Origin of the sequence: Thermomonospora echinospora (assembly GCF_900108175.1) — a bacterium.
GTDB classification, from domain to species: domain Bacteria; phylum Actinomycetota; class Actinomycetes; order Streptosporangiales; family Streptosporangiaceae; genus Thermomonospora; species Thermomonospora echinospora.
In genome coordinates, this window is record NZ_FNVO01000002.1 from 68,127 (window position 1) to 92,006 (window position 23,880).

General features: G+C 74.0%; 16 protein-coding genes. 6 read left to right on the forward strand and 10 right to left on the reverse strand.

Features of this window, described 5'->3' with window-relative positions; genetic code table 11:
- Positions 1-163 precede the first annotated feature (163 nt).
- Positions 164-1,381, forward strand: coding sequence for an MFS transporter (locus C4U03_RS04495; protein ID WP_103936373.1), 1,218 nt, complete (start codon positions 164-166; stop codon positions 1,379-1,381).
- A 138-nt stretch (positions 1,382-1,519) separates the two neighbouring features.
- On the opposite strand, the gene C4U03_RS04500 is transcribed toward C4U03_RS04495, so the two are convergent.
- The 9 genes from C4U03_RS04500 to C4U03_RS04540 form a co-directional block, all read right to left on the reverse strand.
- Positions 1,520-3,586 carry a transglutaminase-like domain-containing protein gene (locus tag C4U03_RS04500; RefSeq protein ID WP_146087254.1) on the reverse strand — a complete coding sequence of 689 codons (2,067 nt, stop codon included), beginning with the start codon at positions 3,584-3,586 and terminating at the stop codon, positions 1,520-1,522.
- A 106-nt stretch (positions 3,587-3,692) separates the two neighbouring features.
- Positions 3,693-4,637, reverse strand: a complete 945-nt coding sequence (locus C4U03_RS04505) for a DUF58 domain-containing protein (protein WP_103936375.1) — start codon at positions 4,635-4,637, stop codon at positions 3,693-3,695.
- Positions 4,638-4,656: 19 nt separating this feature from the next.
- Positions 4,657-5,685, reverse strand: a complete 1,029-nt coding sequence (locus C4U03_RS04510) for an AAA family ATPase (protein WP_103936376.1) — start codon at positions 5,683-5,685, stop codon at positions 4,657-4,659.
- 209 nt (positions 5,686-5,894) lie between these two features.
- Positions 5,895-6,845: an electron transfer flavoprotein subunit alpha/FixB family protein gene (locus C4U03_RS04515; RefSeq protein ID WP_103936377.1), complete on the reverse strand. Its 951-nt coding sequence runs from the start codon at positions 6,843-6,845 to the stop codon at positions 5,895-5,897.
- 23 nt (positions 6,846-6,868) lie between these two features.
- Positions 6,869-7,648 carry an electron transfer flavoprotein subunit beta/FixA family protein gene (locus C4U03_RS04520; RefSeq protein WP_103936378.1) on the reverse strand — a complete coding sequence of 260 codons (780 nt, stop codon included), beginning with the start codon at positions 7,646-7,648 and terminating at the stop codon, positions 6,869-6,871.
- A 289-nt stretch (positions 7,649-7,937) separates the two neighbouring features.
- Positions 7,938-9,473, reverse strand: a complete 1,536-nt coding sequence (locus C4U03_RS04525; RefSeq protein WP_103936379.1) for a serine/threonine-protein kinase — start codon at positions 9,471-9,473, stop codon at positions 7,938-7,940.
- Positions 9,474-9,578: 105 nt separating this feature from the next.
- Positions 9,579-11,531: a serine/threonine-protein kinase gene (locus C4U03_RS04530; RefSeq protein ID WP_103936380.1), complete on the reverse strand. Its 1,953-nt coding sequence runs from the start codon at positions 11,529-11,531 to the stop codon at positions 9,579-9,581.
- A gap of 235 nt (positions 11,532-11,766) precedes the next feature.
- Positions 11,767-12,717, reverse strand: a complete 951-nt coding sequence (locus tag C4U03_RS04535) for an acyl-ACP desaturase (protein ID WP_103936381.1) — start codon at positions 12,715-12,717, stop codon at positions 11,767-11,769.
- Positions 12,718-12,817: 100 nt separating this feature from the next.
- Complete coding sequence (locus tag C4U03_RS04540; RefSeq protein WP_103936382.1) at positions 12,818-13,594, reverse strand: SDR family NAD(P)-dependent oxidoreductase; 777 nt, start codon at positions 13,592-13,594, stop codon at positions 12,818-12,820.
- Positions 13,595-13,679: 85 nt separating this feature from the next.
- Here C4U03_RS04540 and C4U03_RS04545 point away from each other — a divergent pair, with 85 nt between their 5' ends.
- The 4 genes from C4U03_RS04545 to C4U03_RS04560 all read left to right on the forward strand — a co-directional run bounded on the left by C4U03_RS04545 (position 13,680) and on the right by C4U03_RS04560 (position 18,587).
- Positions 13,680-16,664, forward strand: coding sequence for a DEAD/DEAH box helicase (locus C4U03_RS04545; RefSeq protein ID WP_103936383.1), 2,985 nt, complete (start codon positions 13,680-13,682; stop codon positions 16,662-16,664).
- Entirely contained in the window at positions 16,664-17,467 is an 804-nt protein-coding gene (locus C4U03_RS04550; RefSeq protein ID WP_103936384.1) for an SWIM zinc finger family protein, read from the forward strand. The genes C4U03_RS04545 and C4U03_RS04550 overlap by 1 nt, the downstream gene beginning before the upstream one ends.
- A gap of 81 nt (positions 17,468-17,548) precedes the next feature.
- Positions 17,549-18,049, forward strand: coding sequence for a SigE family RNA polymerase sigma factor (locus C4U03_RS04555; RefSeq protein ID WP_103936385.1), 501 nt, complete (start codon positions 17,549-17,551; stop codon positions 18,047-18,049).
- A gap of 1 nt (position 18,050) precedes the next feature.
- Entirely contained in the window at positions 18,051-18,587 is a 537-nt protein-coding gene (locus C4U03_RS04560) for a hypothetical protein (protein ID WP_103936386.1), read from the forward strand.
- Positions 18,588-18,847: 260 nt separating this feature from the next.
- On the opposite strand, the gene glgP is transcribed toward C4U03_RS04560, so the two are convergent.
- On the reverse strand, positions 18,848-21,448 hold the full coding sequence (gene glgP / locus C4U03_RS04565; protein ID WP_103936387.1) for an alpha-glucan family phosphorylase: 2,601 nt from the start codon (positions 21,446-21,448) through the stop codon (positions 18,848-18,850).
- 439 nt (positions 21,449-21,887) lie between these two features.
- Here glgP and C4U03_RS04570 point away from each other — a divergent pair, with 439 nt between their 5' ends.
- Complete coding sequence (locus C4U03_RS04570) at positions 21,888-23,858, forward strand: alpha-1,4-glucan--maltose-1-phosphate maltosyltransferase (RefSeq protein ID WP_200827094.1); 1,971 nt, start codon at positions 21,888-21,890, stop codon at positions 23,856-23,858.
- Positions 23,859-23,880: the final 22 nt, after the last annotated feature.

Below are 23,880 nucleotides of genomic sequence, written 5' to 3' on the forward strand. Positions count from 1 at the left end.
GGGTCGTCCCGGACCCTGATCGCCCGCGGGCACCGCACCGCGGGCGGCGTCCCGCCGTCCACGCCGCCGTGCGGCGTCCGGCCATCACGTGCGATCCCACCGGGCGACCGCGCCCTCGCCCGAGGGCCGCCGCCCCACCGAACGTTTGTGAAAGGAGTGAATCATGCTGTTCCGGGCCCGCCTGGGAACCTTCCTGACCTTCGCCCTCGGCGGTCTGCTCTGCGGGGTGTGGGTCGCCCGTATGCCCGCGCTGACCGACAAGTTCGGGATCGGCCCGGGTGCCGCCGGGATGGTGCTGCTGGTGTGGGGCGTGGCCGCGCTGGCGGCCATGCAGGGGCTGCGCGGGGTGATCGCCCGCGTCGGGAGCCGCGCGGTGCTGCGGATCGCCGCGCCGCTGGCGGCGGCCACCGCCGCGCTGGTCGCACTGGCCCCGTCCTACCCGCTGCTGCTGGCGGCCATCGCGGTGTTCGGCATGGCCTTCGGGGTCATGGACGTGGCGATGAACGCGCAGGCCAGCGTGGTGGAACGGGCCCACCGCAGGCCGCTGATGAGCGGAATGCACGCCGGCTGGTGCGTGGGCGCGATGACCGGCGGGCTGATCGGGGCGCTCACCGCGTTCGCGGGGCTGTCGTTCACCCAGACGCTGCTGGGGGCGGCGCTGGCCGCACTGCCGGCCGCGCTGGCGCTCGGCCGGACCTACCTCGCCGACGCCCCCGCCGCCGCCGCGGGCCCGCAGGCCGGGGAGCGCGGGCGGCTGCCGCTGGCCGTCTACCTGATCGGCGCGCTGGCGTTCATCGCCTTCATGGCCGAGGGCGCGGTGGCGGACTGGAGCGGGCTGATGCTGCACGACGAGCTGCACGCCGCCGAGTGGGTGGCGGCGCTGGGCTACCCGCTGTTCGAGTCGGCCATGCTGGCCGGGCGGCTGGTCGGCGACCGGCTGCGGACCCGGCTGGGCACCCGCCGGCTGCTGGTGACGGCGGGCGCGGGCACCGCCGCCGGGGCCACCGTGGTGGTCTGCGCCCCGGCGGTGCCGATGGCGCTGGCCGGGTTCTTCCTGACCGGGCTGATGGTCTGCACGATCGTGCCGACGATGATCTCGCTGGCCGGCACCACGGCCCCCGGCCGGTCGTCGGCCGCGGTCGCCCAGGTCGGCGCGATGGGCTACGGCGGGCTGCTGCTGGGCCCGGTGATCATCGGGTTCCTGGCGGAGGCGACCTCGCTGCGCGTCGGGCTGGGGATGATCGTGGTGCTGGCGCTGCTGATCGCCGTCGGGGCCCGGCTGCTGCCCATCGCGGCCGACGCCGACCTGGCCGCCGAGTACGCCCTGGCCGAGGCCCGCGCACAGGCCGAGCACAAGCCCGCCCTCTCCTCGGCCGCCTGACCCGCCCTCCCACGGGTCCGCTACTACGGTGACCGCCGACGTTCGCCGGGGCGGGTACGGCCGAGACCGTTGCCATGGCCGGGACGGCACGCGCAATCCGGCTCTACGGGCGCTGTGGCCACCCAAGTGATCCCAGCGCTAGCGGGCGGCGCCGAGACCTTCGGAGCCGGGGCTTGGCGGGTCTTCCCGCCGGGGCGGTCCGGTACGGGCGGGGAGTCCCAGCAGTAGCCGGGCCGCCCGTACCGGGCCGAGATCGGCGGCCAGCGCCCGGACGATCCGCAGGGTCGGACGGCCGGGCGGCGGCTGCGGGTCCGGGGCGTACTTCCGGCGCTCCGACTCGGCCGCCACCTCGGCGATGTTCGGCCCAAGACGCGCCAGCCGGGTGCGCAGCTCGCCCAGGGTGGTGCCGGGCTCGACGGGGCCGCCGTCCCGGCGGGCGATCCGCTCCAGCAGCCGGTCGGTCCGTTCGCGCCCGGACCGGGACCTCCCGGGGGCGCCCCGGCGGACGGTGACGAACAGCACAGCGGACAACACCAGGGCCAGCGCCACGCCCGGGAGCACCGCCGAGCCACGGTCGGCGTCGTCCGTGACCGCCGGGGCGAACGGGTCCAGGCTGGGATCCACCACGGCGTCGGCGGCGGCCGGAGTCGGGTTGAACGGCACCCAGCCCACGCCGGAGAAGTACACCTCGATCCACGCATGGGCGTCCGCGTCGCGCACCACGTACCGGCCGCCCTGTTCCAGGCCCGTCGCGAACCCGGCGACCACCCGGGTCGGCACCCCTGACAGCCGCAGCAGCAGGGCCGCGGCCCCGGCGAAGTGCTGGCAGTAGCCGGTGCGGGTGCGCAGCAGGAAGTCCAGCAGCGGGACGCGGGAGGTGCGCTCCACCTTGGTGTCGTACCGGAAACGGCCGCCCTCGGTCAGATAGCGCTGGACCCGTTCGACGACCTCGAACTGGCTGCGGGCCCCGGCCGACAGCGACTCCGCCAGATCGGCCGCCTCGCCGTACCAGCCGTACCGCACGAAGCCGCGCAGCCCCTCCGGCGACCCCGGCGGGGAACCGAACGCGCCCGGCCGGGTCCTCATCCAGTCCCCGCCCCAGCGGTCCCCGATGCGGGTGTAGCGCTCCAGGCGGGGATCGGAGCCCGGCGGGGGCGCGTTGCGCAGGGTCTCCTCGTCGGCGTCGACCATGGTGGCCTGCACCCGGTACGTGTCGCCGGCCCTCGGCACGGGGGCGACTCGCCACGCCTCCCCCGAGCCCGGGGTGACCCGCCCGTTCGCCTGCAGGGAGACGATCTGGCCGGGCGAGACCACCATGTCGTTGCGCAGGCCGCGGACCAGCACCTCGATGTCGAGGGTCCGGGCGGCCGGCTCGGGCAGCTCCTCGCGGCTGAAACCGCTGCCGACCTCCCAGCCGCGCCAGCCGAAGCGCTCCAGCACCTGCATCCGCCACAACGCCGGCCGCGGCGCGGAGATCTCCAGCATGGTCGCGCCGGTCCGGCGGCCGTACAGCGGGCCGTAGGTCTGGGTGGTGTCCAGCGTGCTGAACTGCGGCTCCCGGTCGACCAGGTCGTCGATGGCGAACCACTGGGCGCGCGGCCCGAGCGTGTGCGCCAGCCCCGCCGCCGCCAGCGCGGCGACCAGTCCGAGCGCGATGACCGGGCGGGCTGCGGCGGCCCGGCGGGGCGCGAACCACAGCGGCACGGCCAGCAGGACCGCCGCGCCCTGCCAGGAGACCTCGTCGGTCTGCCGCACCGACACCGCGATCACCCATGGCAGCAGCGCCAGGGCCAGCGCCGCCGTCTGCCGGACCGGCGAGCGCGGCGCTGCGGCCGACAGCCCCGCCGCCGCCAGCCAGAGCATCCCGGCCAGCAGCAGCCACACCGCCGCCGGCCACGGATCGCCGCCGGCCCGGCCGGGCCCCAGGGTCGCCAGCCGGTCCAGCCCGTCCGCCAGTGACAGCACCAGCTCCGACCAGCGCGAGGGCCACAAAGCGCCCGGCGGGACGCCGGCGGCGAGCACCGCGGCCGGGGGCCAGGCCAACAGCAGCACGCCCACCAGCCGGGTGGCGGTGCGCCCCCAGGCCACCACGACGGCGGCGGAGACGGCGGCCGCACACGCCCACAGCACCGCCCCGCCCAGCAGCGCCGACCACGCGCCCATCGCCGCCGCGGCGGCCACCAGTAGCCCAACGGCCCGGATCACCACTCAGCCTCACCTCCGCAGGCCGCAGGGAACACTCCCGCCGGCGATGACCCCGGGTCCGGTCCTCCGGAGGGCCGGACGATGACCGGCGGCCCAGAGGCGCGGATCACGGCTCCTCCCGTCCGGGATTTGCCGGGACCACGCCCGGCGGAAGCGGTGGCGGTGGCGGGCCCAGGTCGTGCCCCGGCGGGAACCGGACGACGCCCGCGACGCCCGCCGGCTGTTGGACCGGCCCGTCCCCGGCGTCCAGCACGGCCAGGCGCCGGTGCAGCGCCCGCCAGGACTTCTCGTCGTTCACCGTGGTCGCGGTGGCGTCCCCGGGCAGCAGCACCGCGCAGCCGCCGTCCCGGGACAGCCGGCGCACCAGCCCGGCGGCGGTGCGGGCCACCCAGTCCACCGCCCGCGGGTCGGGGTCGGCGGAGGTGTCGACGACCACCAGCGGCAGCCCGGTCGGCGGCGGGCCCATCCGCCGCTCGTGCAGGCCCATGCCGCGCGCCAGCGACAGCCAGTGGATCCGGCTGACCGGGGTGCCCGGCACGTACGGCCGCAGCCCGTCCGGCTCGATGTGCTCGGCGGACGGGCCGCGGGCGGGCGCGGCGGGCGCGCCGCCGTCCGGGACGGGCAGTACCAGGACCCGCTCGGGCTCGCCGACCCGGACGGTGACGCGGAAGATGCCCAGCTCGTCGCCGACCCGCAGCCGCGACGCCTCGACGCGGTAGGCGCCGCGCCGGTCGATGGGCACCTCGACGACGCCGCCGCCCTCCCCCAGCCGCACCCAGGCGCGCCGGCCGACCCGCACGTGGACGCAGGCCGGCAGCCGGGCGGGCAGCCGGACGTCGAAGCGCAGCCGCAGCGGCCGGTCCTCGGGGATCTCCCGCTCCATGACGACGCGGCCGGCCGTCATCCGGGCCCGTGCCACCAGCACCGTGACGGCGGCGCCCGCCACCATGATCACGATCCCCACCGCCAGCGCGAACAGCGCCAGGGAGGGCAGCGCCCCGGCCGCGAACGCCAGCGCGGCGGCGCACACCAGCCAGGCCAGCGCCCTCACCGGGCGTTCCGCGACGGTCTCACCGGGCCCGGACCCGGCCCAGGACGTCCTCCACGACCTCGGCCTGCACGTCCGCCGAGCCCACCCCGGCCGGCTGGATCCGGTGGGTGAGCACCGGCCGGGCCATCGCCTGCACGTCGTCGGGCAGCGCGAACGCCCGCCCGTCCAGCGCGGCGACCGCCCGGGCGGCGGCCAGCAGCAGCAGGCCGGAGCGGGGGCTGGCGCCCACGGCCGCCAGCGGATGGTCGCGGGTGGCGGTCAGCAGCTCGACGACGTAGCGCAGCAGCGCGTCGGAGGCGTGCACCGCCGCGACGGCCCGCTGGGCGGCCAGCAGCCGGGCCGGGTCGGTGACCGCGGTCACCGCCGGTTCGGGGCCGGCGCGCAGCAGCGACATCTCCTGCTCGGGGGTGGGGTAGCCGAGCGACACCACCGACAGGAAGCGGTCGAGCTGGGCGGGCGGCAGCGGGTAGGTGCCGTCGTAGCCGGCGCTGGGGTTCTGGGTGGCGATCACCACGAACGGCGGCGGGATCGGCCGGCTGTCGCCGTCCACGGTGACCTGGCGCTCCTGCATCGCCTCCAGCAGGCCGGACTGGGTCTTGGGGGTGGCACGGTTGATCTCGTCCACCAGCAGCACGTTGGCGAACACCGGGCCGGGCCGGAACTCGAAGGCGCCGCTGTCGGCCTGCCAGACGTTGGCGCCGATGATGTCGGCCGGCAGCAGGTCGACGGTGGCCTGCACGCGGGAGAAGCGGCCGTCGAGGCTGCGCGCCAGGGTCCGGGCGAGCTGGGTCTTGCCGACCCCGGGATGGTCCTCCACCAGCAGGTGCCCGCCGGCCAGCACGGTCGCCAGCACCACCTCCAGCACCCGGGCGGGCGTCCGCACGGCGGCCGAGATGTTGGCCCGCAGCCGGTCGCCGAGCTCGGCGACCTCCTCGGCGGTGAGCGGGGGCTCCCCGTCGGGCGGAGCCGGACGGGGCAGGGAGACGGTGGCCGGCCGGTCCGCCGGCAGTGATCGGGCCCGTCCGTTTCGATCGGCTATCGCGCTCATGAGCTCCCTCGGGTCCGAAGGGCGTACACCCCCTAAGCGACACAACGTGGCCGCGATGTCCGACTGTTCCAGAACCGTCCCGAAAAGATCTCGGCGGCATAACGGACTGCTCCGCCGGTCCGCACAGGGGTGACCGGAAAGGCGGAGGGCGGCCGGGGCGGATCGCTCCGCCCCGGCCGCCCTCTGGCGCCCCTCAGCCCGCGGGCCGCCTACTTGCGCTTGGTGATCTCCTCGGTGAGCTGCGGAGCCACCTGGAACAGGTCGCCCACCACACCGAAGTCGACCAGCTCGAAGATCGGCGCCTCGGGGTCCTTGTTGATCGCGACGATCGTCTTGGAGGTCTGCATGCCGGCCCGGTGCTGGATGGCGCCGGAGATGCCGACCGCGATGTACAGCTGCGGGGACACCGTCTTGCCGGTCTGCCCGACCTGGAACTGGTGCGGGTACCAGCCGGCGTCGGTGGCGGCGCGGGAGGCGCCCACCGCCGCGCCGAGCGAGTCGGCCAGATCCTCGATGACCTTGAAGTTGTCCGCGCCGCCGACCCCGCGGCCGCCGGAGACCACGACCGCGGCCTCGGTGAGGTCCGGGCGCTCGCCCTTCTCCTGCACGACCTTCTCCACGACCCTGGCGGCCTTGGCGGCGTCCGACAGGGTCACCGACACCTGCTCCTCGGCCGCGGCGGCCGGGGCGGCCTCGGGCGCGACGGAGTTGGGCCGTACCGCCACGATCGGGGTGCCGCGCTTAACCTTGGCGTGCGCGATCACGGCGCCACCGAAGATCGAGTGCTCGCCGACGAAGCCGTCGGCCAGGTCCACCACGTCGGTCAGCACGCCGGAGTCGAGCCTGACCGCCAGCCGACCGGCGATCTCCTTGCCCTCACCGGTGGCCGCCACCAGTACGCCGGCCGCGGACTTGTCGGCCACCAGCTGGGCCAGCAGCTCGACCTTCGGCGCCACCACGTAGGAGGTCAGCTCCTCGTCGGCGGCCACGTACACCTTGGCCGCACCGTACTCGGCCAGCTTGTCCTTGGCGCCCTCGACGCCGGGGCCCACCCACACCGCGGCCGGCTCGCCGAGCCGGCGGGCCGCCGTCAGCAGTTCCAGGGTGACCTTTTTGACCTCGCCGTCGACGTGGTCGACGAGGACGAGAACCTCTGCCATGTTCGTTTGCTCCCCTTCCCCGCTCAGACGAACTTCTTCGACGCGAGGAACTCGGCGATCTTCGCGCCGCCGTCGCCCTCGTCGGTGACGATCTGGCCCTTCTCGCGCGGCGGCGCGTCGGCGAAGTCGACCACCTCGGTGGCCGCGCCGGCCAGGCCGACCTTGTCGGCGTCGATGCCGGCGTCGGCGACGCCCAGCTTCTCCACCGGCTTCTTCTTGGCCGCCATGATCCCCTTGAACGACGGGTAGCGCGGCTCGTTGATCTTCTCGACCACGCTGACGACCGCCGGCAGGCTCGCCTCGACCTTGTCGTAGCCGTAGTCGGTGATCCGCTGCACCGTGATGGACGAACCGTCGATCTCGACCTTGTTGGCCAGCGACAGCTGCGGCACGCCCAGCCGCTCGGCCAGCATCGCGGCCAGCATCCCGGTGCGCGCGTCGGTCGACTCCGCGCCCAGGATCACCAGGTCGAAGCCGGTGCGGCCGAGGACCTGCTGGATCGCGTAGGAGGTGCCCAGCGCGTCGCTGCCGGCCAGGGCGTCGTCGACGAGGTGGACGGCCTTGTCGGCGCCCATCGCCAGTGCCTTGCGGATGGAGTCGGTGGCCTTGTCCGGACCCATGGTCAGGACGGTCACCTCCCCGCCGTGCGCCTCCTTGAGGAGCAGCGCCTCCTCGATGGCGTACTCGTCGAGCTCGTTGATGACACCGTCGGCCGCGGCGCGGTCGAGGGTGTTGTCATCGGACTTCAACTTGCGCGGGCTCTCCGTGTCGGGAACCTGCTTCACGCAGACGACGATGTTCATGGCCGTCGACCGACCTCCCTGCACTCAGATGGCCGCCTTGAGCGGGCCGGGGGGCGCCGCCCTACCGGGTCGACGCGAGCTGATGCCAACAGACTGCCAAACACCCGAACCGACTTCGGCCCCGGGGCCTTGTTTTTGGACCGTGCACCTAAATGTTACCGATGAGTAGCCTGACGGCAAATCCCTCGGTCACCCGAGGACCACATCCCCCTCGACGGCCACAGATCACCCACCCGGCACACCGTAGGACGGGTGGTGTATGTCACATGCCACCCCCTTGCGGGGAAGCTCAGGTCAGTACGTTCTGCAGCCGGTCCAGGGCCGAGGCCACCGAGTTCTGCAGCCCGTACATCGGGGCGAAACTCGGCGTCAGCGACACCGCGCCGATCACCGAGACGAAGGCCAGCGCGCCCAGCACCGCGCCCAGGAGAACGATCCTTCCCGGCTCGGGCGCCAGCGCCTCGAACAGCCGCTCCAACTGCCGCCGCGGAGCCCGCACACCGGGACCGGTCCACAGGACGGCGGCCCCCGCGCCCGCCCCCCAGGCGGCGGCCTCCAGGGCCGTGGTCCGTACCTCCAGCACGACCAGCGAGGCCAGCACCACGGTGACCACCACCGTCACTACGGCGGCATACGGCAGCGTCAGCGCGGTCCGCAGCACCGCACGCGCCACGTCCGCCGGGGCCGGCGAGACCCGGCCCGTCCCCGTCCCGCCGGATGCACGGGCCGCGGCCGAGTCCCACACCCGCAGGGCGAGCGCTCCCAGCACGGCCGCCACGAGCCCGGCCACCGGCATCATGATCGTGACCCCGGCCACGAGCACCACGGTCAGCACGGCCAGCAGCCGTGACCAGGCCGTCCCCACCGCCAGCCGGGGACGAGGCCCCACCTGGACGGGCCGCGGCCGCGCGGGCGACGGCCCGGTCGCGGTGTCCGCCTCCTGGCCGAACGAATCTGCCGGAACGGGGCCGGGCACCGCCACGGACAGATCCTCTGGGCCCAGATCCAGCGCGGTCACCGCGGTCACCAGCTCGGCCGCCGTCGGGCGGGCGGCCGGGTCGTGCTCCAGCGCCGCACGCAGCAGGGGCAGCAGCGGCTCGGGCATCCCATCCGGCCGTACCCACCCGTCACGGGCGTCACCGAACGCGGCCTGCCCCGACGGGGTGCGGCCGGTCGCGGCGAACGCCACGGTCGTCGCCCAGGCGTACACGTCAGAGGCGGGCGTGGCAGGCCCGGAGTCGAGGAGCTCGGGGGCGAGCCCGGAGCCAGGCTCCAGGACGAGACGGCCGTCCGCACCGGCCGGTCCCGGGACTGTCCGGGTGCCGTCCGCCCCGACCGGCCGATCCGAGACGCCGAAATCGATGACGACCGGCTCGCCGCCGACCATCAGCACGGTGCCCGGCCGCAAGTCGCGGTGCACCACCCCGGCCTCGTGGACGGCGGTCAGCGCCTTGGCCAGCCCGAGGGCCAGCCGCCGCAGCGCGCCGCCGCGCAGCGGCCCCCGCTCGGCCACCAGCCGGTCCAGCGAGCGCCCGGGGACAAAGCGGGTCACCACGTACGGGCGGTCACCGGTCGCGTCGCCGTCCAGCACGTCGACCACGTGCGGGCTGAGCACCCGGCGCAGCATCTCGATCTCGCGGTCCAGCCGCCGCCGCGCGGCCGGGTCACCGGCGACCTCCGGCCGCAGCACCTTGATGGCGACGTCCCGGCCGAGCGGGTCGGTGCCCCGGTAGAGCGTGCCCGTGCCGTCCTCGCCGAGCCTGGCCAGCGAGCGGTACGGGCCGATCCGTCCCTCTTGGGCGAGTTCTCCAGATTGCTGGTTCATCTGCCTTCCGAACGTGGTTTCCGACGGTCCTCGACCCTAGCGGGCCAAGAGCAGCCGGTGCCCCTCGTTCAGCCCCGAATCGGGCAAAGGCGGGCTAGCGCGGCGCTACCACGGCCACAGGCCGCGGATGTCGTCGCGCAGGTTCTCCAGCCGCACGCCCAGCCCCTCGACCGGGTAGGTGTCCGGGATGCCGCCGGAGGACAGCCCGATCAGCACCGCGGCGAACAGTCCCAGCGCCAGCGCGACCGGCACGGCGGCCTCGCGGCGGGGCACCACCGCGCCCCAGATCCGCACCAGTTGGCGGCGGGGCGCGCCGCTACCCGGCGCCAGGCACAGCAGCCCGATGACAGCCATCACCGAGTAGGCGACGGCCCGCGCGGCCGACAGCTCCGGCATGGCCACCATGAGCACCACGAGCAGCACGAAGCCGGTGAAGAGCGCGATCGAGGACAGCAGGGCGGTCACCATCACCGCCCCCGGCAGGCCCAGCGGCGCCCGCACCACCGCGCCCATCACGTCACCGGACCGGGGACCGCGCCGGGTGCGCCGGGACTCCATGCCCTTGGCCGCCCGGTCGCCCATCCGCAGCAGCAGCACGCCGCCCACCGCGACCAGCACCGCCAGCACCGGCGCCGTGTAGGCGAAGCCCAGCAGCGCGGCCAGCACCGTGAAGCTGAGGAAGCGGTACCAGCCGTACGGCTTGGGCGGCCGGTCCGTGCTGGTCGCCGGAGCGTCCGGGACCGCCGGACGGCGCTCGGCGGTGGGCCGTTGCGCCGGGGGCGCGTACGGGTCATAGGGAGGCGGGGCCAGGCCGCGCTGCTGCGGATCCCGGCGGCCGCGGCGCGGCTCAGTGGGCTGCTGGGGCCGGTTGTACGGACCGTAGGGCCCCTGCTCGTAGGGCTGGTCGTACGGGCCGGGTGCGGGCGGCGGGGCCGGTGGCGGCGCCGCCGGGGGCAGCAGGCCCTTGAAGTCCTCGGGCTGCGCGAGCGGCGGCGCGGGGCTCGGTGCGGGACTCGGCGGCGGGCTCGGCGGCGGCGTCGCCGACAGCGGAGCGGGCCGGTGCGACGTGCCCTGGTGCGGTGGCGGCGGCGCCGGCATGTAGAACTGGCCGGCCTGGTCGAGCCGCTCCGGGGCGGGCGGCTCCACCGCCGTGGCGGCCGGGTCGGTGACCGTGGCCGGTTCGGCCGGCGGGATGGGCGCGGACGGCCGCCGGAACGAGTCCACCCGGGTCTGGTCGGTGATGGTGGCCTCGAGGTGGATCCGCCGGGCCAGCTGCACCAGCTTGACCGCGGTGGGCCGCTCGGCCGGGTTGCGCGCCATCGCCGCCCGTACCAGCGGCAGCAGCGCCTCGGGCACCCCGTCCAGGTCCGGCTGCCCCTGCATGATCCGGTAGAAGATCGACTCGAACGAGCCGGCGCCGAACGGCGGGCGGCCGGTGGCCGCGAACGCCACCGTGCCGGCCCAGGCGTGCACATCGGAAGGCGCCCCGGCGTCCTCGCCCTCGATGATCTCCGGAGCCAGGTAGCCGGGGGTGCCGATCACCATGCCGGTGGCGGTCAGCCGGGTGGCGTCGGCGCCCTGCGCGATCCCGAAGTCGATCACGATGGGCTCGCCGTCCAGCAGCATCACGTTGCCGGGCTTGAGGTCGCGGTGGATGATCCCGGCGCCGTGGATCGCCGACAGCGCCGAGGCCAGCCCCACCGCCAGCCGCTGCAGCGCCGGACCGTACAGCGGACCACCCTCGGAGTCCTCGACGATCTCCTCCAGGGTCCGGCCCGGGACGTACTGGGTGACGATGTAGGGCTGCCGGGCGGTGACGTCGGCATCCAGGATCTCCGCGACGTGCGGGCTGTGCACGCGGCGCATCGAGTCGACCTCACGGGCCAGCCGGCGCAACGCGGTGGCGTCTCCGGCCACCCCGGGCCGCAGCACCTTGATCGCCACCTTGCGGCCCTCCGGATCGGCCGCCAGGTGCACGACTCCCATGCCGCCCTCGCCCAGCGTGCGGAGCAGGCGGTAGTGGCCGATGCGGTCCCCGGACGTGACAACCCCCTTCATCGCTGCCGCCACCTTATCCCCGCCCGCCGGGCGGGAGAGGGTGCCGGCACACCGCGTCCACCGGCGGTGACGGCCCGTGCCGAGGCCGCGGCCCTACCGCCGGCGGGCGGCATCGGCCGGTCACCGGGGCACGGCCCCGCCGTCCTCGCCGGATGCGTCCTCACGCACGGTTGGACGCCCGCGGACCGGTCCGGGTTCCCCGCTCAGCTCCCGGTGACGGTGGGCGACGGCACGCTCACTGCCCCCGGGCGGCCTGCCGGGCGCGGCGCTCGGCCCGCCGCGTCTCGAACTTGGTGGCGGCCGCGTCGAGCTGCTCGAGGAACTCGCCGAGCTCCTCGCGGGCCCGCTCGCCCTCGGCGGTCAGCCCGCCGAGCTCGAAGACCTTCCACTTGCGCAGCACCGGCATCAGCACGTCGTCGTGGTGCAGCCGCAGGTCGTAGATGCCGGCGTTGGCGATGGCGACCGACTTGCGCAGGAAGCCGTCGATGGTGTGGCCGGGCATCTCGAACGCCTTGACCACGTCGGTGACGGCCCGCATCGTCTGGCTGGGGTCCACCTCGAACGCGGCGGCCAGCAGGTTCCGGTAGAAGATCATGTGCAGGTTCTCGTCCTTGGCCACCCGCGCCATCATCTGCTCGCACAGCGGGTCGCCCGAGGCCTTGCCGGTGTTACGGTGCGACACCCGGGTCGCCAGCTCCTGGAACGACACGTAGGCGACGCCGCGCAGCAGGTCCTCGCCGTGCGTGGCCTGGTAGCCGCCCTCCATGTGCTTCATCCGCGCCCGCTCCAGCTCGACCGGGTCGACGGCCCGCGTCACCGTCAGGTAGTCGCGGATCACGATGCCGTGCCGGTTCTCCTCGGCGGTCCACCGCTCGACCCAGGTGCCCCAGGCGCCCTCCCGGCCGAAGACCCGGGCGATGGCGTAGTGGTAGCCGGGCAGGTTGTCCTCGGTGAGCAGGTTGACCAGCAGCGCCTCCCGCGACTGCGGGCTGACCTTGGAGTCTTCGGGGGTCCACCCCTCGCCGCCGAGCGGACCGTCGAAGTCGCGCCCCTGGCTCCAGGGCACGTACTGGTGCGGGAACCACTCGTCGGCCATGGACAGGTGCCGGTCGAGCTCCTTCTCCACCACCGGCTCGAGTTCCATCAGCAGTTCGAGCTGAGACTTCTCAACGGACAGGGAGGACATGTATCACCTTTCTGGGCATGCGGAAACGGACGGGCCGACAGTGGATTCACTCAACGTAAGGGATCCGCACGGGCACTGACAATGCACGGATGTGCGCAGTTCAGTCGCCGATTTTTGTATCGGCGGCCTGTTGCCAGGCCCGGTTGACCGCCACGCGCAGCAGCGATCTGGGGGCCAGGCGCAACGCGGGCAGCACCATTTTGTACTGGTTCCCCGGCACGCACAGGGCGCGCCCGGCGGCGACCGCCTCCAACCCTGCCCTGGCCACGTCCGCGCGCCGCAGCCAGATCAGGTTGGGCCCCGCGGTCTCGTCGGTGCGGGTGAAACCCGGGCACAGCGCCGTCACGTGCACCCCCTTGCCCTGCACCTCGGCGTGCAGGCTCTCGGAGAACGACGTCACGTACGCCTTGGTCGCCGCATACGTCGCGCTCCCGGGGGACGGGGTGAACGCCGACATGGAGGCCACGTTGAGCACACCGCCGCGCCCGCGTTCGAGCATCCCCGGCAGCGCCGCGTGGGCCAGCCGCACCACCGCCCGCACGTTGAGGTCGATCTGCCTGAACTGGTCCTCGAGCGGAATCTCGGCGAACGCTCCAAACGCCCCGTAACCGGCGTTGTTGACCAGCAGGTCCACCGGCTCCCGCCGCAGCGCCTCCGCCACCCGGGCCAGCCCGTCGGGGTCGGTGAGGTCGGCGGCCAGCACCCGCACCGCGACCCGGTGCCGCCGCGCCAGCGTCTCGGCCAGCCGGTCGAGCAGATCGTCCCGCCGGGCCACCAGCACCAGATCGGTGCCGCGCGCTGCCAGCAGCGCCGCGAAGGCCTCGCCGATACCACTGGACGCGCCCGTCACCAGGGCCGTCCGGAACTCCTGCCGCATGATCAGGGATGTTACCGCCGGGGTGTCAGAGGGCGCTGGTACCTTCTGAGGCTGCCCGCACCGCTCTCGACTGGGGTTTCACCTGATGCTCGTCGCCCACGCCGTCTGGCACGGCGGCGCCCTGTGCCTGTGGGCCGAACGGCCCGGCCCCCACACCCCGGACGGCTCCGGGCGGCACCCCCACGCCACCGCCGACCTCACCGGCACCTCCTACGAGCCGTTCACCGCGCACGCCCCGCGGATCACCCTGGACCTGCTGCTGCCGACCACCGGCGGTCTCCCCCTCCCCTCGCCGGAGTTGGCCACCGTTCCCGCGACCGTCCCCGAGACCGGCGAGCCGGAACTGCGCCCCTGGCGGGTGCCCGCCCTGGCGCTCGACCCGTTCGCCGCGATGGCGCTGCTGCGGCACGCCGAGGAGGCCGCCGACGTCATCCCCGGCACCGACCTGCGTTACCTCGGTCTCGTCGCCGACACCGCCTGCGACCTGGTGCGGCGCGGCCGGGTGCTGCCCGCCCTGGTGCGCGAGGACGGCGCGCCGGCCGCCCGCTGGCGGCCCGTTCCCGACGCCGGGCGCGTGCGCGCGCTCACCGAGGCGATGCCCCCCGCCTGCCGCTCGGCGGGCGGCGGCCGGCCCGCGGGCGAGGTGCTCCGCGAGGCGCTCGGCGGCCTGGCCGACACGGTGGTACGAGGCACCGTCCCGCACCCCCTGCTGCCGCCGCGCCGGGGTAAGGCGCCCGACCCGCTGCCCCTCACCGAACGCTGGGCGAACGCCCTCACCGGCCCGGATCCGTGGTTGTCCAGGGAGCCGGGGGACGACCTCGACGGGCTGGCCGCCGAGCTGGACGCCTGGGCAGCCGCCGCCGGCCGCCCGGCCGGGCCGCTGCGCACCTGCTTCCGGCTCGCCGAGCCCGAGCCGACCGACGCCGCCGACGCCTGGCGGATCGAGTTCGCCCTGCAGAGCACCGAGGACCCGAGCCTCTACGTGCCCGCCGCAACGATCTGGGCCGGCGGCGCCGCCTCCATCGCCGACGCCGAAGAGACCCTGCTGGCCGGTCTGGGCCGGGCGCTGCGCCTGTTCCCCGACCTGTCGCAGGCGCTGAGCGGTCCCGCCCCCGCCGAGCTGCGCACGGGCGTCGCCGGCGCCTTCCGGTTCCTGCGGCAGGCGGCGCCGCTGCTGGCCGCCGCCGGTTTCGGCGTGCTGCTCCCCCAGTGGGCGGGCAGGACCAGGCTGGGCATGCGGCTCACCACCCGTACCCAGGCCGAGGCGGGCGCCGTCACCTCCTCCGGGTTCGGCCTGGGCAGCCTGGTGGACTTCCGCTGGGACCTGGCCGTCGGCGACGAGCCCCTCACCGAGGAGGAGCTGGCCGAGCTGGCCCGGCTCAAGGCGCCCCTGGTGCGGCTGCGCGGCCGATGGGTAGAGCTGGACGAGGCGCAGCTCGAAGCCGCCCTGGACTTCCTGCGCCGGCCCCGCACCGGCACCATGTCCGCCGCCCAGGCCGTGCGGGCCGCCGTCCACGCGGGCGACGACGCACTGCCCCTCCTGGAGGTCGACGCCGACGGCCCCCTGGGCGACCTGCTGTCCGGCGAGGCCGACCACCGCCTGTCCCCCACCACGACCCCGGAGGGCTTCAACGGGGAGCTCCGCCCCTTCCAGGAGCGCGGCCTGTCCTGGCTGAAGTTCCTCGACGACCTGGGCCTGGGCGGCATCCTCGCGGACTCGATGGGCCTGGGCAAGACGGCGCAGACGCTGGCACTGCTGGCGCTGGAGCGGGCCGGGGGCCGCAGGGTCGCGCCGACGCTGCTGGTGGGGCCGATGTCGCTGGTGGGCAACTGGCAGCGGGAGGCGGCCAAGTTCACCCCCAAGCTGCGGGTGTACGTCCATCACGGCGGCGCGCGGCACCGGGGGGCGGAGCTGGCCGAGGCCGTCGCGCAGGCCGATCTGGTGCTGACCACCTATGGCACGGCCGCGCGGGACGCCCGGATGCTGGCGGAGATCGAGTGGGGCCGGGTGGTCTGCGACGAGGCGCAGGCCCTCAAGAACAGCGGGACGCGGCAGGCGCGGGCGGTGCGGGGCATCCCGGCGCGCAGCCGCCTGGCGCTGACCGGCACTCCGGTGGAGAACCACCTCACCGAGCTGTGGTCGATCATGGAGTTCGTCAATCCGGGCCTGCTGGGGCCGCGGTCGGCGTTCCGGGAACGGTTCGCCGCGCCGATCGAGGAGCGCGGGGACGAGGCGGCGGCGGCCGCACTGCGGCGGGTCACCGGGCCGTTCGTGCTGCGGCGGCTGAAGACCGACCGGTCGATCATCTCCGACCTGCCGGACAAGCAGGAGATCAAGGTCTACTGCAACCTGACCGCCGAGCAGGCCTCGCTCTACCAGGCGACGGTGGACGACATGCTGGCGCGGATCGCCGAGGCCGCGGACGAGGCGGGGCGGCGCGGGCTGGTGCTGGCGACGATGGCCCGGCTCAAGCAGGTGTGCAACCATCCGGCGCACCTGCTCAAGGACGGCTCACGGCTGCCTGGCCGCTCCGGGAAGCTGGAACGGCTGGAGGAGATCTGCGCCGAGATCCTCGGACAGGGTGAGAAGGCACTGGCGTTCACCCAGTACGCCGAGTTCGGCTCGATGCTGCAGCCGTACCTGGCCGCGCGCCTGGGCAGGCCGGTGCTGTGGCTGCACGGCGGGACGCCCAAGGCCAGGCGCGACGAGCTGGTCCAGCGGTTCCAGGAGGACGCCGAGCCGGCGGTGTTCCTGCTGTCGCTGAAGGCGGCCGGGACGGGCCTGACACTGACGGCGGCCAACCACGTGGTCCACATCGACCGCTGGTGGAACCCGGCCGTGGAGGACCAGGCCACCGACCGGGCGTTCCGCATCGGCCAGACCAGGAACGTGCAGGTCCGCAAGTTCATCTGCGTGGGCACCCTGGAGGAGCGCGTCGACGAGATGATCGAGCGCAAGAAGGCCCTGGCCGAGAGCGTGGTCGGCACCGGCGAGGACTGGCTGACGGAGCTGTCGGTGGCCGAGCTGCGCGACGTGCTGCGGCTCTCGCCGGAGGCGGTGAGCGACTGATGGACTTCTCCGAGCGCCGCGAGCCCCTCCCCGTGACCGACGGGATCAGATCGCTCAGCGAGCGCGGATCGATCGGGCGGGAGTGGTGGTCGCGGCGTTTCGTCGACGTGCTGGAGTCGTTCGCCGACCGCAACCGGCTGCACCGGGGGCGGGCGTACGCCCGCAAGGGCCAGGTGATCGACCTGAAGGTGCGCCCGTACGAGGTGCGCGCCCGCGTGCAGGGATCGCGGCCCGAGCCGTACGAGGTGGCGATCGGGATCGACGCCATCGGCGAGGAGACCTGGCGGGTGGTCGAGGCGGAGCTGGCCTCGCGCGCGGTGTTCCGGGCCCGGCTGCTGGCCGGGGAGCTGCCGCCGGAGATCGAGTGGGTGTTCGCCGAGCTGGGCGTGCCGCTGTTCCCGGCGTCCGCGCACGATCTGCACCTGATGTGCGACTGCCCCGACTACGGCGACCCGTGCAAGCACGCGGCGGCCGTGCTCTACCTGCTGGCCGAGGCGTTCGACCGTGACCCGTTCCTGCTGCTGGCCTGGAAGGGCCGGTCGAGGGACCTGCTGCTGCAGGGGCTGCGGCGGCTGCCCGCCGAGGGGGCGCCAGACCCCTTCGACGTCGGCGACGAGCCGCTGACCGCCGCCGGGTTCTGGACGGCCGGGCCCGGCCTGGCCGCCCTGCGGGACCGCCCGCCCGCCGCTCCGGCCCCGCCCGACCTGCTGCTGCGGCTGCTGGACCCGCCCGCGGTCAAGGTCCGCCGCCGTCCCCTGATCGACATGCTCGGCCCGGCCTACGAGGCGATGCCGCAGGCCTGAGATTTCCGGCCGTCATCGCACAGCGTTGTGCGGGGGCTCGGTCGTAGTACCGGCGAGAGACCGGTGGCCGAAGGATGTGGGATGGCGGACAGAGCCGAGTTCGGGCAGTACGTGGCGGCCAGGTCGGAGCGGTTGCTGCGCACCGCCTACCTGTTGTGCCGTGACTGGGCGACGGCCGAGGACCTGGTGCAGACGGTGCTGACCAAGGCGTGGCTGGCCTGGGACCGGGTCGGCGACGACCCCGACCCGTACGTCTACCGGATCCTGACCAACACCCATGTCTCGTGGTGGCGGCGGCGCTGGCGCGGTGAGGTGCCGACCGAGCGGCTGCCCGAACCGTCCGTGCCACCAGGCCCCCTCACCAGCCAGGTCGAGGACCGTGACCTGCTGTGGGACGCCCTCGGCCGGCTGGGCAGGCGGGAGCGGGCGGCGGTGGTGCTGCGCTACTTCGCCGACCTGGAGCACACCGCCATCGCCGAGATCCTCGGCTGCTCGCCGGGGACGGTGCGCGGCCACATCAGCCGGGCTCTGGCCAAACTCCGCGCCGACCTCGCGGTCGCGCCCGTACGAGAAAGGACCTGACTTGACACCGATCGAAGAGCGGCTGCGCGAGGTGCTGGACGAGCACAGTGTGGACCGGCCGGTCCCGTCCGGTCTGGCCGAGCGCGCCGAGCGGCGCGGGCGCCGCATCCGGCGCAGGCGGCGGGCGGGCGGCGCCGCCCTGGCGGCGGCCTCGGTCACCGCGGCGGTCGCCGTCGGCACCGCCTGGGTGGCGCCCCAGCCCGCCGAGCACGCCGGCCAGGTCGCCTCCGCGCCGAGCACCGCCCCGCCCGCGCCGGCCGTCACCGTCTCCCGCGGCGGCCAGGCGCCCCCCGACGGTCGCCTCTGCGCGAAGGCCGCGATCAGGACCGAGAACGGGCGCGTCGCCAGGCTCGTCCTGTCGAACTGCTCGCAGCAGGAGGCGGCCCGGCTCAAGGCGAAGATCATTCAGCAGTGCCCACAGGCGAAGGACGGCCTGCACACCAGCGAAGCGGGCGACGTCCAGGTCACCGGGGCCGACCTGGTGAACTGCGCACTCAAGGCCCTGGGCGTGGCGAAGCCGCCGGCACCGCCCCGCTGACCGGGGGCGAACGGAAGCGGGACCGGCCGGCCGCGCGACGGCGGCCGATCGATCACAGAACCGCGCCGTGCCGCTCACCCCGCCCGGGTGACACGACCGGGCTGCACGACCGGCCGACACGACCGGGATGCACAGCCGGTCGACACGACCGGGCGACATGACCGGGCGACATGACCAGGGACCGCGTCCAGGCTGCGGGGAGGCTCCGGCCGTCGCCGGGCGGGAGGGGCGGGAAAACCGGCCCTCCCGCCCGGCAGGTCTCAGCGCAGGTCGCCGTTGGTCATCCCCATGGGGGCGGGCGGCAGCGCGACCAGTCCCAGCTCGGTACGGCTGGCCAGCAGCGGGTGCTGGGGCACCACGCGGACGCTGTAGCCGAACGGGCCGGTGCGGTCGAGAGGGACCTCGCCGACATAGCGGACCCGACTGTTCTCGGCCTCGCCGGCGGGCAGCTCCCGGTAGGACGGGGAGACGATCGCGTCGGACTCGTCCACCCGCCCGTAGACGGCCTCCACCGCCACGTCGGCGGGGTTCAGCTCGCCCAGGTTGACCACCGCGCGGACCACCAGTTCCTGGCCGACGTGCGGGCTCTCCTCGCCGGCCGACTCGACGTGGTCGACCGCGACGCCCGGCCAGGCCTTGACCACCCGCTGCTTCCAGGCGGCCAGCTGGCGCGCCCCGGCGTAGTCGTCGGCCGCCATGGCGCGGGCCGAGCGCGCGGCCGGGGTGTACAGCTGCCGGACGTAGTCGCGCAGCATGCGGGTGGATACCACCTTGGGGCCGAGGGTGGCCAGGGTGTGCTTGACCATCTCCAGCCAGCGGCGGGGCAGCCCGGCGCCGTCACGGTCGTAGAACATGACCGAGACGTGTTCGGCGATCAGCTCGTACAGCGCGGCCGCTTCGAGCTGGTCGCGGCGGTCGGGGTCGGACAGGCCGTCGGCGGACGGGATCGCCCAGCCGTTCTGGCCGTCGTACCACTCGTCCCACCAGCCATCCCGGATGGACAGGTTGAGCCCGCCGTTGAGGGCCGCCTTCATCCCAGAGGTGCCGCACGCCTCCAGCGGGCGCAGCGGGTTGTTCATCCACACGTCGCAGCCGGCCACCATCATCTGGCCGAGTGCTATGTCGTAGTCGGGCAGGAAGACGATGCGGTGCCGCACGTCCTCGGAGTCGGCGAACCGGACGATGTCCTGGATCAGCCGCTTGCCGCCCTCGTCGGCGGGATGCGCCTTGCCGGCGATGACGATCTGCACCGGCCGCTCGGGGTCCAGCAGCAGCGCGCGCAACCGCTCCGGGTCGCGCATCATCAGGGTCAGCCGCTTGTAGGACGGCACCCGGCGGGCGAAGCCGATGGTCAGCACGTCGGGGTCGAGGGCGTCGGCGATCCACGACATCTCGGCCTCGGAGGCGCCCCGCTGCCGCCAGGACTCGCGCAGCCTGCGGCGGGCGTCCAGGACGAGCCGTTCGCGCAGCGTCCGGCGCGCCCGCCAGATCTCGTGCTCGGGGACGTCCAGCGCGCTCTCCCAGCCGTGCCCCGGCATGGCCGCGGGGGTCTCCCGCGCCACCAGGTCCAGCACCTCGCGGGCCACCCAGGTCTCGGCGTGCACCCCGTTGGTGATCGAGCCGATGGGCACCTCGTCGAGGTCGAAGCCGCCCCACAGGCCGCCGAACATCTCCCGGCTGACCACGCCGTGCAGCCGGGAGACCCCGTTGACCCGCTGGCCGAGCCGCATGCCCATGACGGCCATGTTGAACACGGTGCGGTCGCCGTCCTCGTAGTTCTCCTCGCCGAGGGCCAGCACCCGGTCGACGGGCACGCTGGAGGTGCCGGCCGAGCCGCCGAAGTGCTTGTGGATCAGTTCCCGGGGGAAGCGGTCGATGCCGGCCGGGACGGGCGTGTGCGTGGTGAACACGGTTCCGGCGCGGACCGCCTCCAGCGCCTCGTCGAACGACAGGCCGTGCTCGTCGACGAGTTCGCGGATGCGCTCCAGGCCGAGAAAGCCCGCGTGGCCCTCGTTGGTGTGGAAGACCTCGGGCTCGGGCTGCCCGCTGATCCGGCAGTAGGCGCGGATGGCCCGCACGCCGCCGATGCCCAGCAGCATCTCCTGCAGCAGCCGGTGGTCGGTGCCGCCGCCGTAGAGCCGGTCGGTGACGTCCCGCGCGGCCTGGTCGTTCTCCTCCACGTCGGAGTCCAGCAGCAGCAGCGGCACCCGCCCGACCTGGGCCACCCAGACCTGGGCGGTGAGGGTACGGCCCTCGGGCAGCCCGATGGCGACCCGTACCGGGTCGCCATCGGCGCCGGGATCGCGCAGCAGGGTGAGCGGCAGCCCGTTGGGGTCGACAGCCGGGTAGTGCTCCAGTTGCCAGCCGTCCGGCGACAGCGACTGGGAGAAGTAGCCGTGCCGGTACAGCAGCCCCACCCCGATGATCGGCACGCCAAGGTCGCTGGCGGTCTTGAGGTGGTCGCCGGCCAGGATGCCCAGGCCGCCGGAGTACTGCGGCAGCGCGGCGGTCAGGCCGTACTCGGGTGAGAAGTAGGCGATGGATTGCGGTCCGCCGGCGGCGTCCTGGGACTGGTACCAGCGCGGCGCGGTCAGGTAGTCCCGCAGGTCGTCGAGGGCGGCGTCGAGCCGGCGCAGGAAACGGCGGTCGTCGGCCAGCGCCGCCAGCCGGGCCGCGGACACCTCGCCGAGCAGCCGGACCGGGTCCTGCCGGGCCGACTCCCACAGCCCGGGGTCCACCGAACGGAACAGGTCCAGCGTTTCTTCGTGCCAGGACCAGCGCAGGTTGAGGACCAGCTCCTCCAGGCCGCGCAACGGTTCCGGCAGGACGGTGCGGACGGTGAGTCGTCGGATTGCCTTCACGCCTAGTCACCGTATGTGCTGTGAGCGGCAACCCGCGACCCTGACCCGGCCGGAGGGTCCCGGAGGTTACCGAACACTGCCGTCGTAGATCGTTCATGGGCGGCCGCGCCCCGTGGCAGCGGGCGATCCGGCCCGCGGCGTCCCCGCCTGGCGTGCCACGGGCTTCACCGCGCGGATACCGCCTCCTGGGGCCAGGCACTCCTTACCTTGGCGACACGCGCGCAAGACGTTGCCGAAAGTTAACGGAACCGGCAGAGCGGTACAGGCCCGTACGCGGGCATGTCACCTCTGGATGACGTCCGCCAGGGCGATTGTTCCGTTTTGGCGGCAAAGAACAGGTAAGTGGTGAGGTATGCGGGTCGACGAGCAGACAGCGAGGGATCAGAACTTGCCCCAGGACCATCCGACCTCCCGAAGGCAGTCCCCGGCGCCCGCCACCGTGATCGGCCGGATCCCGATCGTGGACGTCCGGCCGCTGGTGGCCTGCGGCCGCTGGCCCGCCAAGGCGGTGGTCGGGGAGACCTTCGAGGTCAGCGCCACGGTGTTCCGGGAGGGCCACGAGAAGCTCGGGGCCGGGGTGGTGCTGCGCGATCCGCTGGGCGCGGTCTCCCCCCCGATGCCCATGCACGAGGTCGAGCCGGGCACCGACCGGATGGCCGCCGAGGTCACCCCGACCGAGCCGGGCGCCTGGAGCTTCCGGATCGAGGCCTGGGGCGATCCCGTCGCGCACTGGCGGCACGACGCGCAGATCAAGATCCCGCGCGGCCAGGACGTGGAGCTGATGTTCACCGAGGGCGCCCGGCTGTTCGCGCGGGCCGCCGAGCAGATGCCCTCGCACGAGCGCCCGCCGGCGGCCCGGCTGGCCCGCGACCTGGCCGACCCGACCATCCCCCGCCGCGAGCGCCTGGAGGCGGCGCTGGCGCCCGACATCACCGACCTGCTGGCCCGCTATCCGCTGCGCGAGCTGGTCACCGTCACCGAGTGGCTCCCCCTGGCGGTGCACCGCGAGCGTGCCCTGTACGGCTCCTGGTACGAGTTCTTCCCGCGCTCGGAGGGGGCGACGTTCGACCCGATGGGGCGCCGCGGGCCCACGTCCGGAACGTTCCGGACCGCCATGAAACGCCTGCCGGCCATCGCGGACATGGGCTTCGACGTGGTGTACCTGCCACCGATCCACCCCATCGGGCGCACCTTCCGCAAGGGCCCCAACAACACCCTGGACGCCGGCCCGTACGATCCCGGCTCGCCGTGGGCGATCGGCTCGCCCGACGGCGGACACGACGCCGTGCACCCCGAGCTGGGCACCATCGAGGACTTTGACGCGTTCGTCTCCTGCGCCGGCGACCTGGGCCTGGAGGTCGCGCTCGACCTGGCGCTGCAGTGCTCGCCCGACCACCCGTGGGTCACCGAACATCCGGAGTGGTTCACCCACCGCGCCGACGGCACCATCGCCTACGCCGAGAACCCGCCGAAGAAGTACCAGGACATCTATCCGCTGAACTTCGACAACGACCCGGAGGGCCTCTACCAGGAGGTCAAACGGGTGGTGCGGCACTGGATGGCGCACGGGGTGCGGATCTTCCGGGTGGACAACCCGCACACCAAGCCGGTGCCGTTCTGGGAACGGCTGCTGGCCGACTTCGCCAGGACCGATCCGGACGTGCTGTTCCTGGCCGAGGCGTTCACCCGACCGGCCATGATGCACACCCTGGCCAAGGCCGGCTTCCACCAGTCCTACACCTACTTCACCTGGAAGAACTCCCGGCACGAGCTGGAGGAGTACTTTCGCGAGCTGGCCGGGGACGCGGCGGTCCACATGCGGCCCAACGTGTTCGTCAACACCCCGGACATCCTCAACGAGTACCTGGTGCACGGGGGGCGGCCCGCCTTCGAGATCCGCGCGGTCCTGGCCGCGACGCTCTCGCCCACCTGGGGTGTCTACTCGGGGTACGAGCTGATCGAGAGCACCCCCGTCCGGCCGGGCAGCGAGGAGTACCGCGACTCGGAGAAGTACCAGTACCGGCCCCGGGACTGGGCCGCGGCCGAGCGGGAGGGCCGCAGCATCGCCCCGCTGATCACCCGGCTGAACGCCTTCCGCCGCGAGCATCCCGCCCTGCACCGGCTACGCAACCTGCGCTTCCACGACGTGGACCAGCACGAGCTGATCTGCTTCTCCAAACGGCTGGGCGACGACGTGGTGCTGGTCGTCGTCAACCTCAATCCCCACCAGGTCCGCGAGGCCACCGTCTACCTCGACATGCCGGCCCTCGGCCTGGACTGGCCGGACCAGTTCGCCGTCACCGACGAACTGTCCGGTGAGACCTACGAGTGGCGCCAGTCCAACTACGTGCGCCTCGACCCGCATGTCCGGCCCGCCCACATCTTCACGCTCCGGAGCAGTAAGAGTTGACCGAGACCCCGTCCTCCGGAGT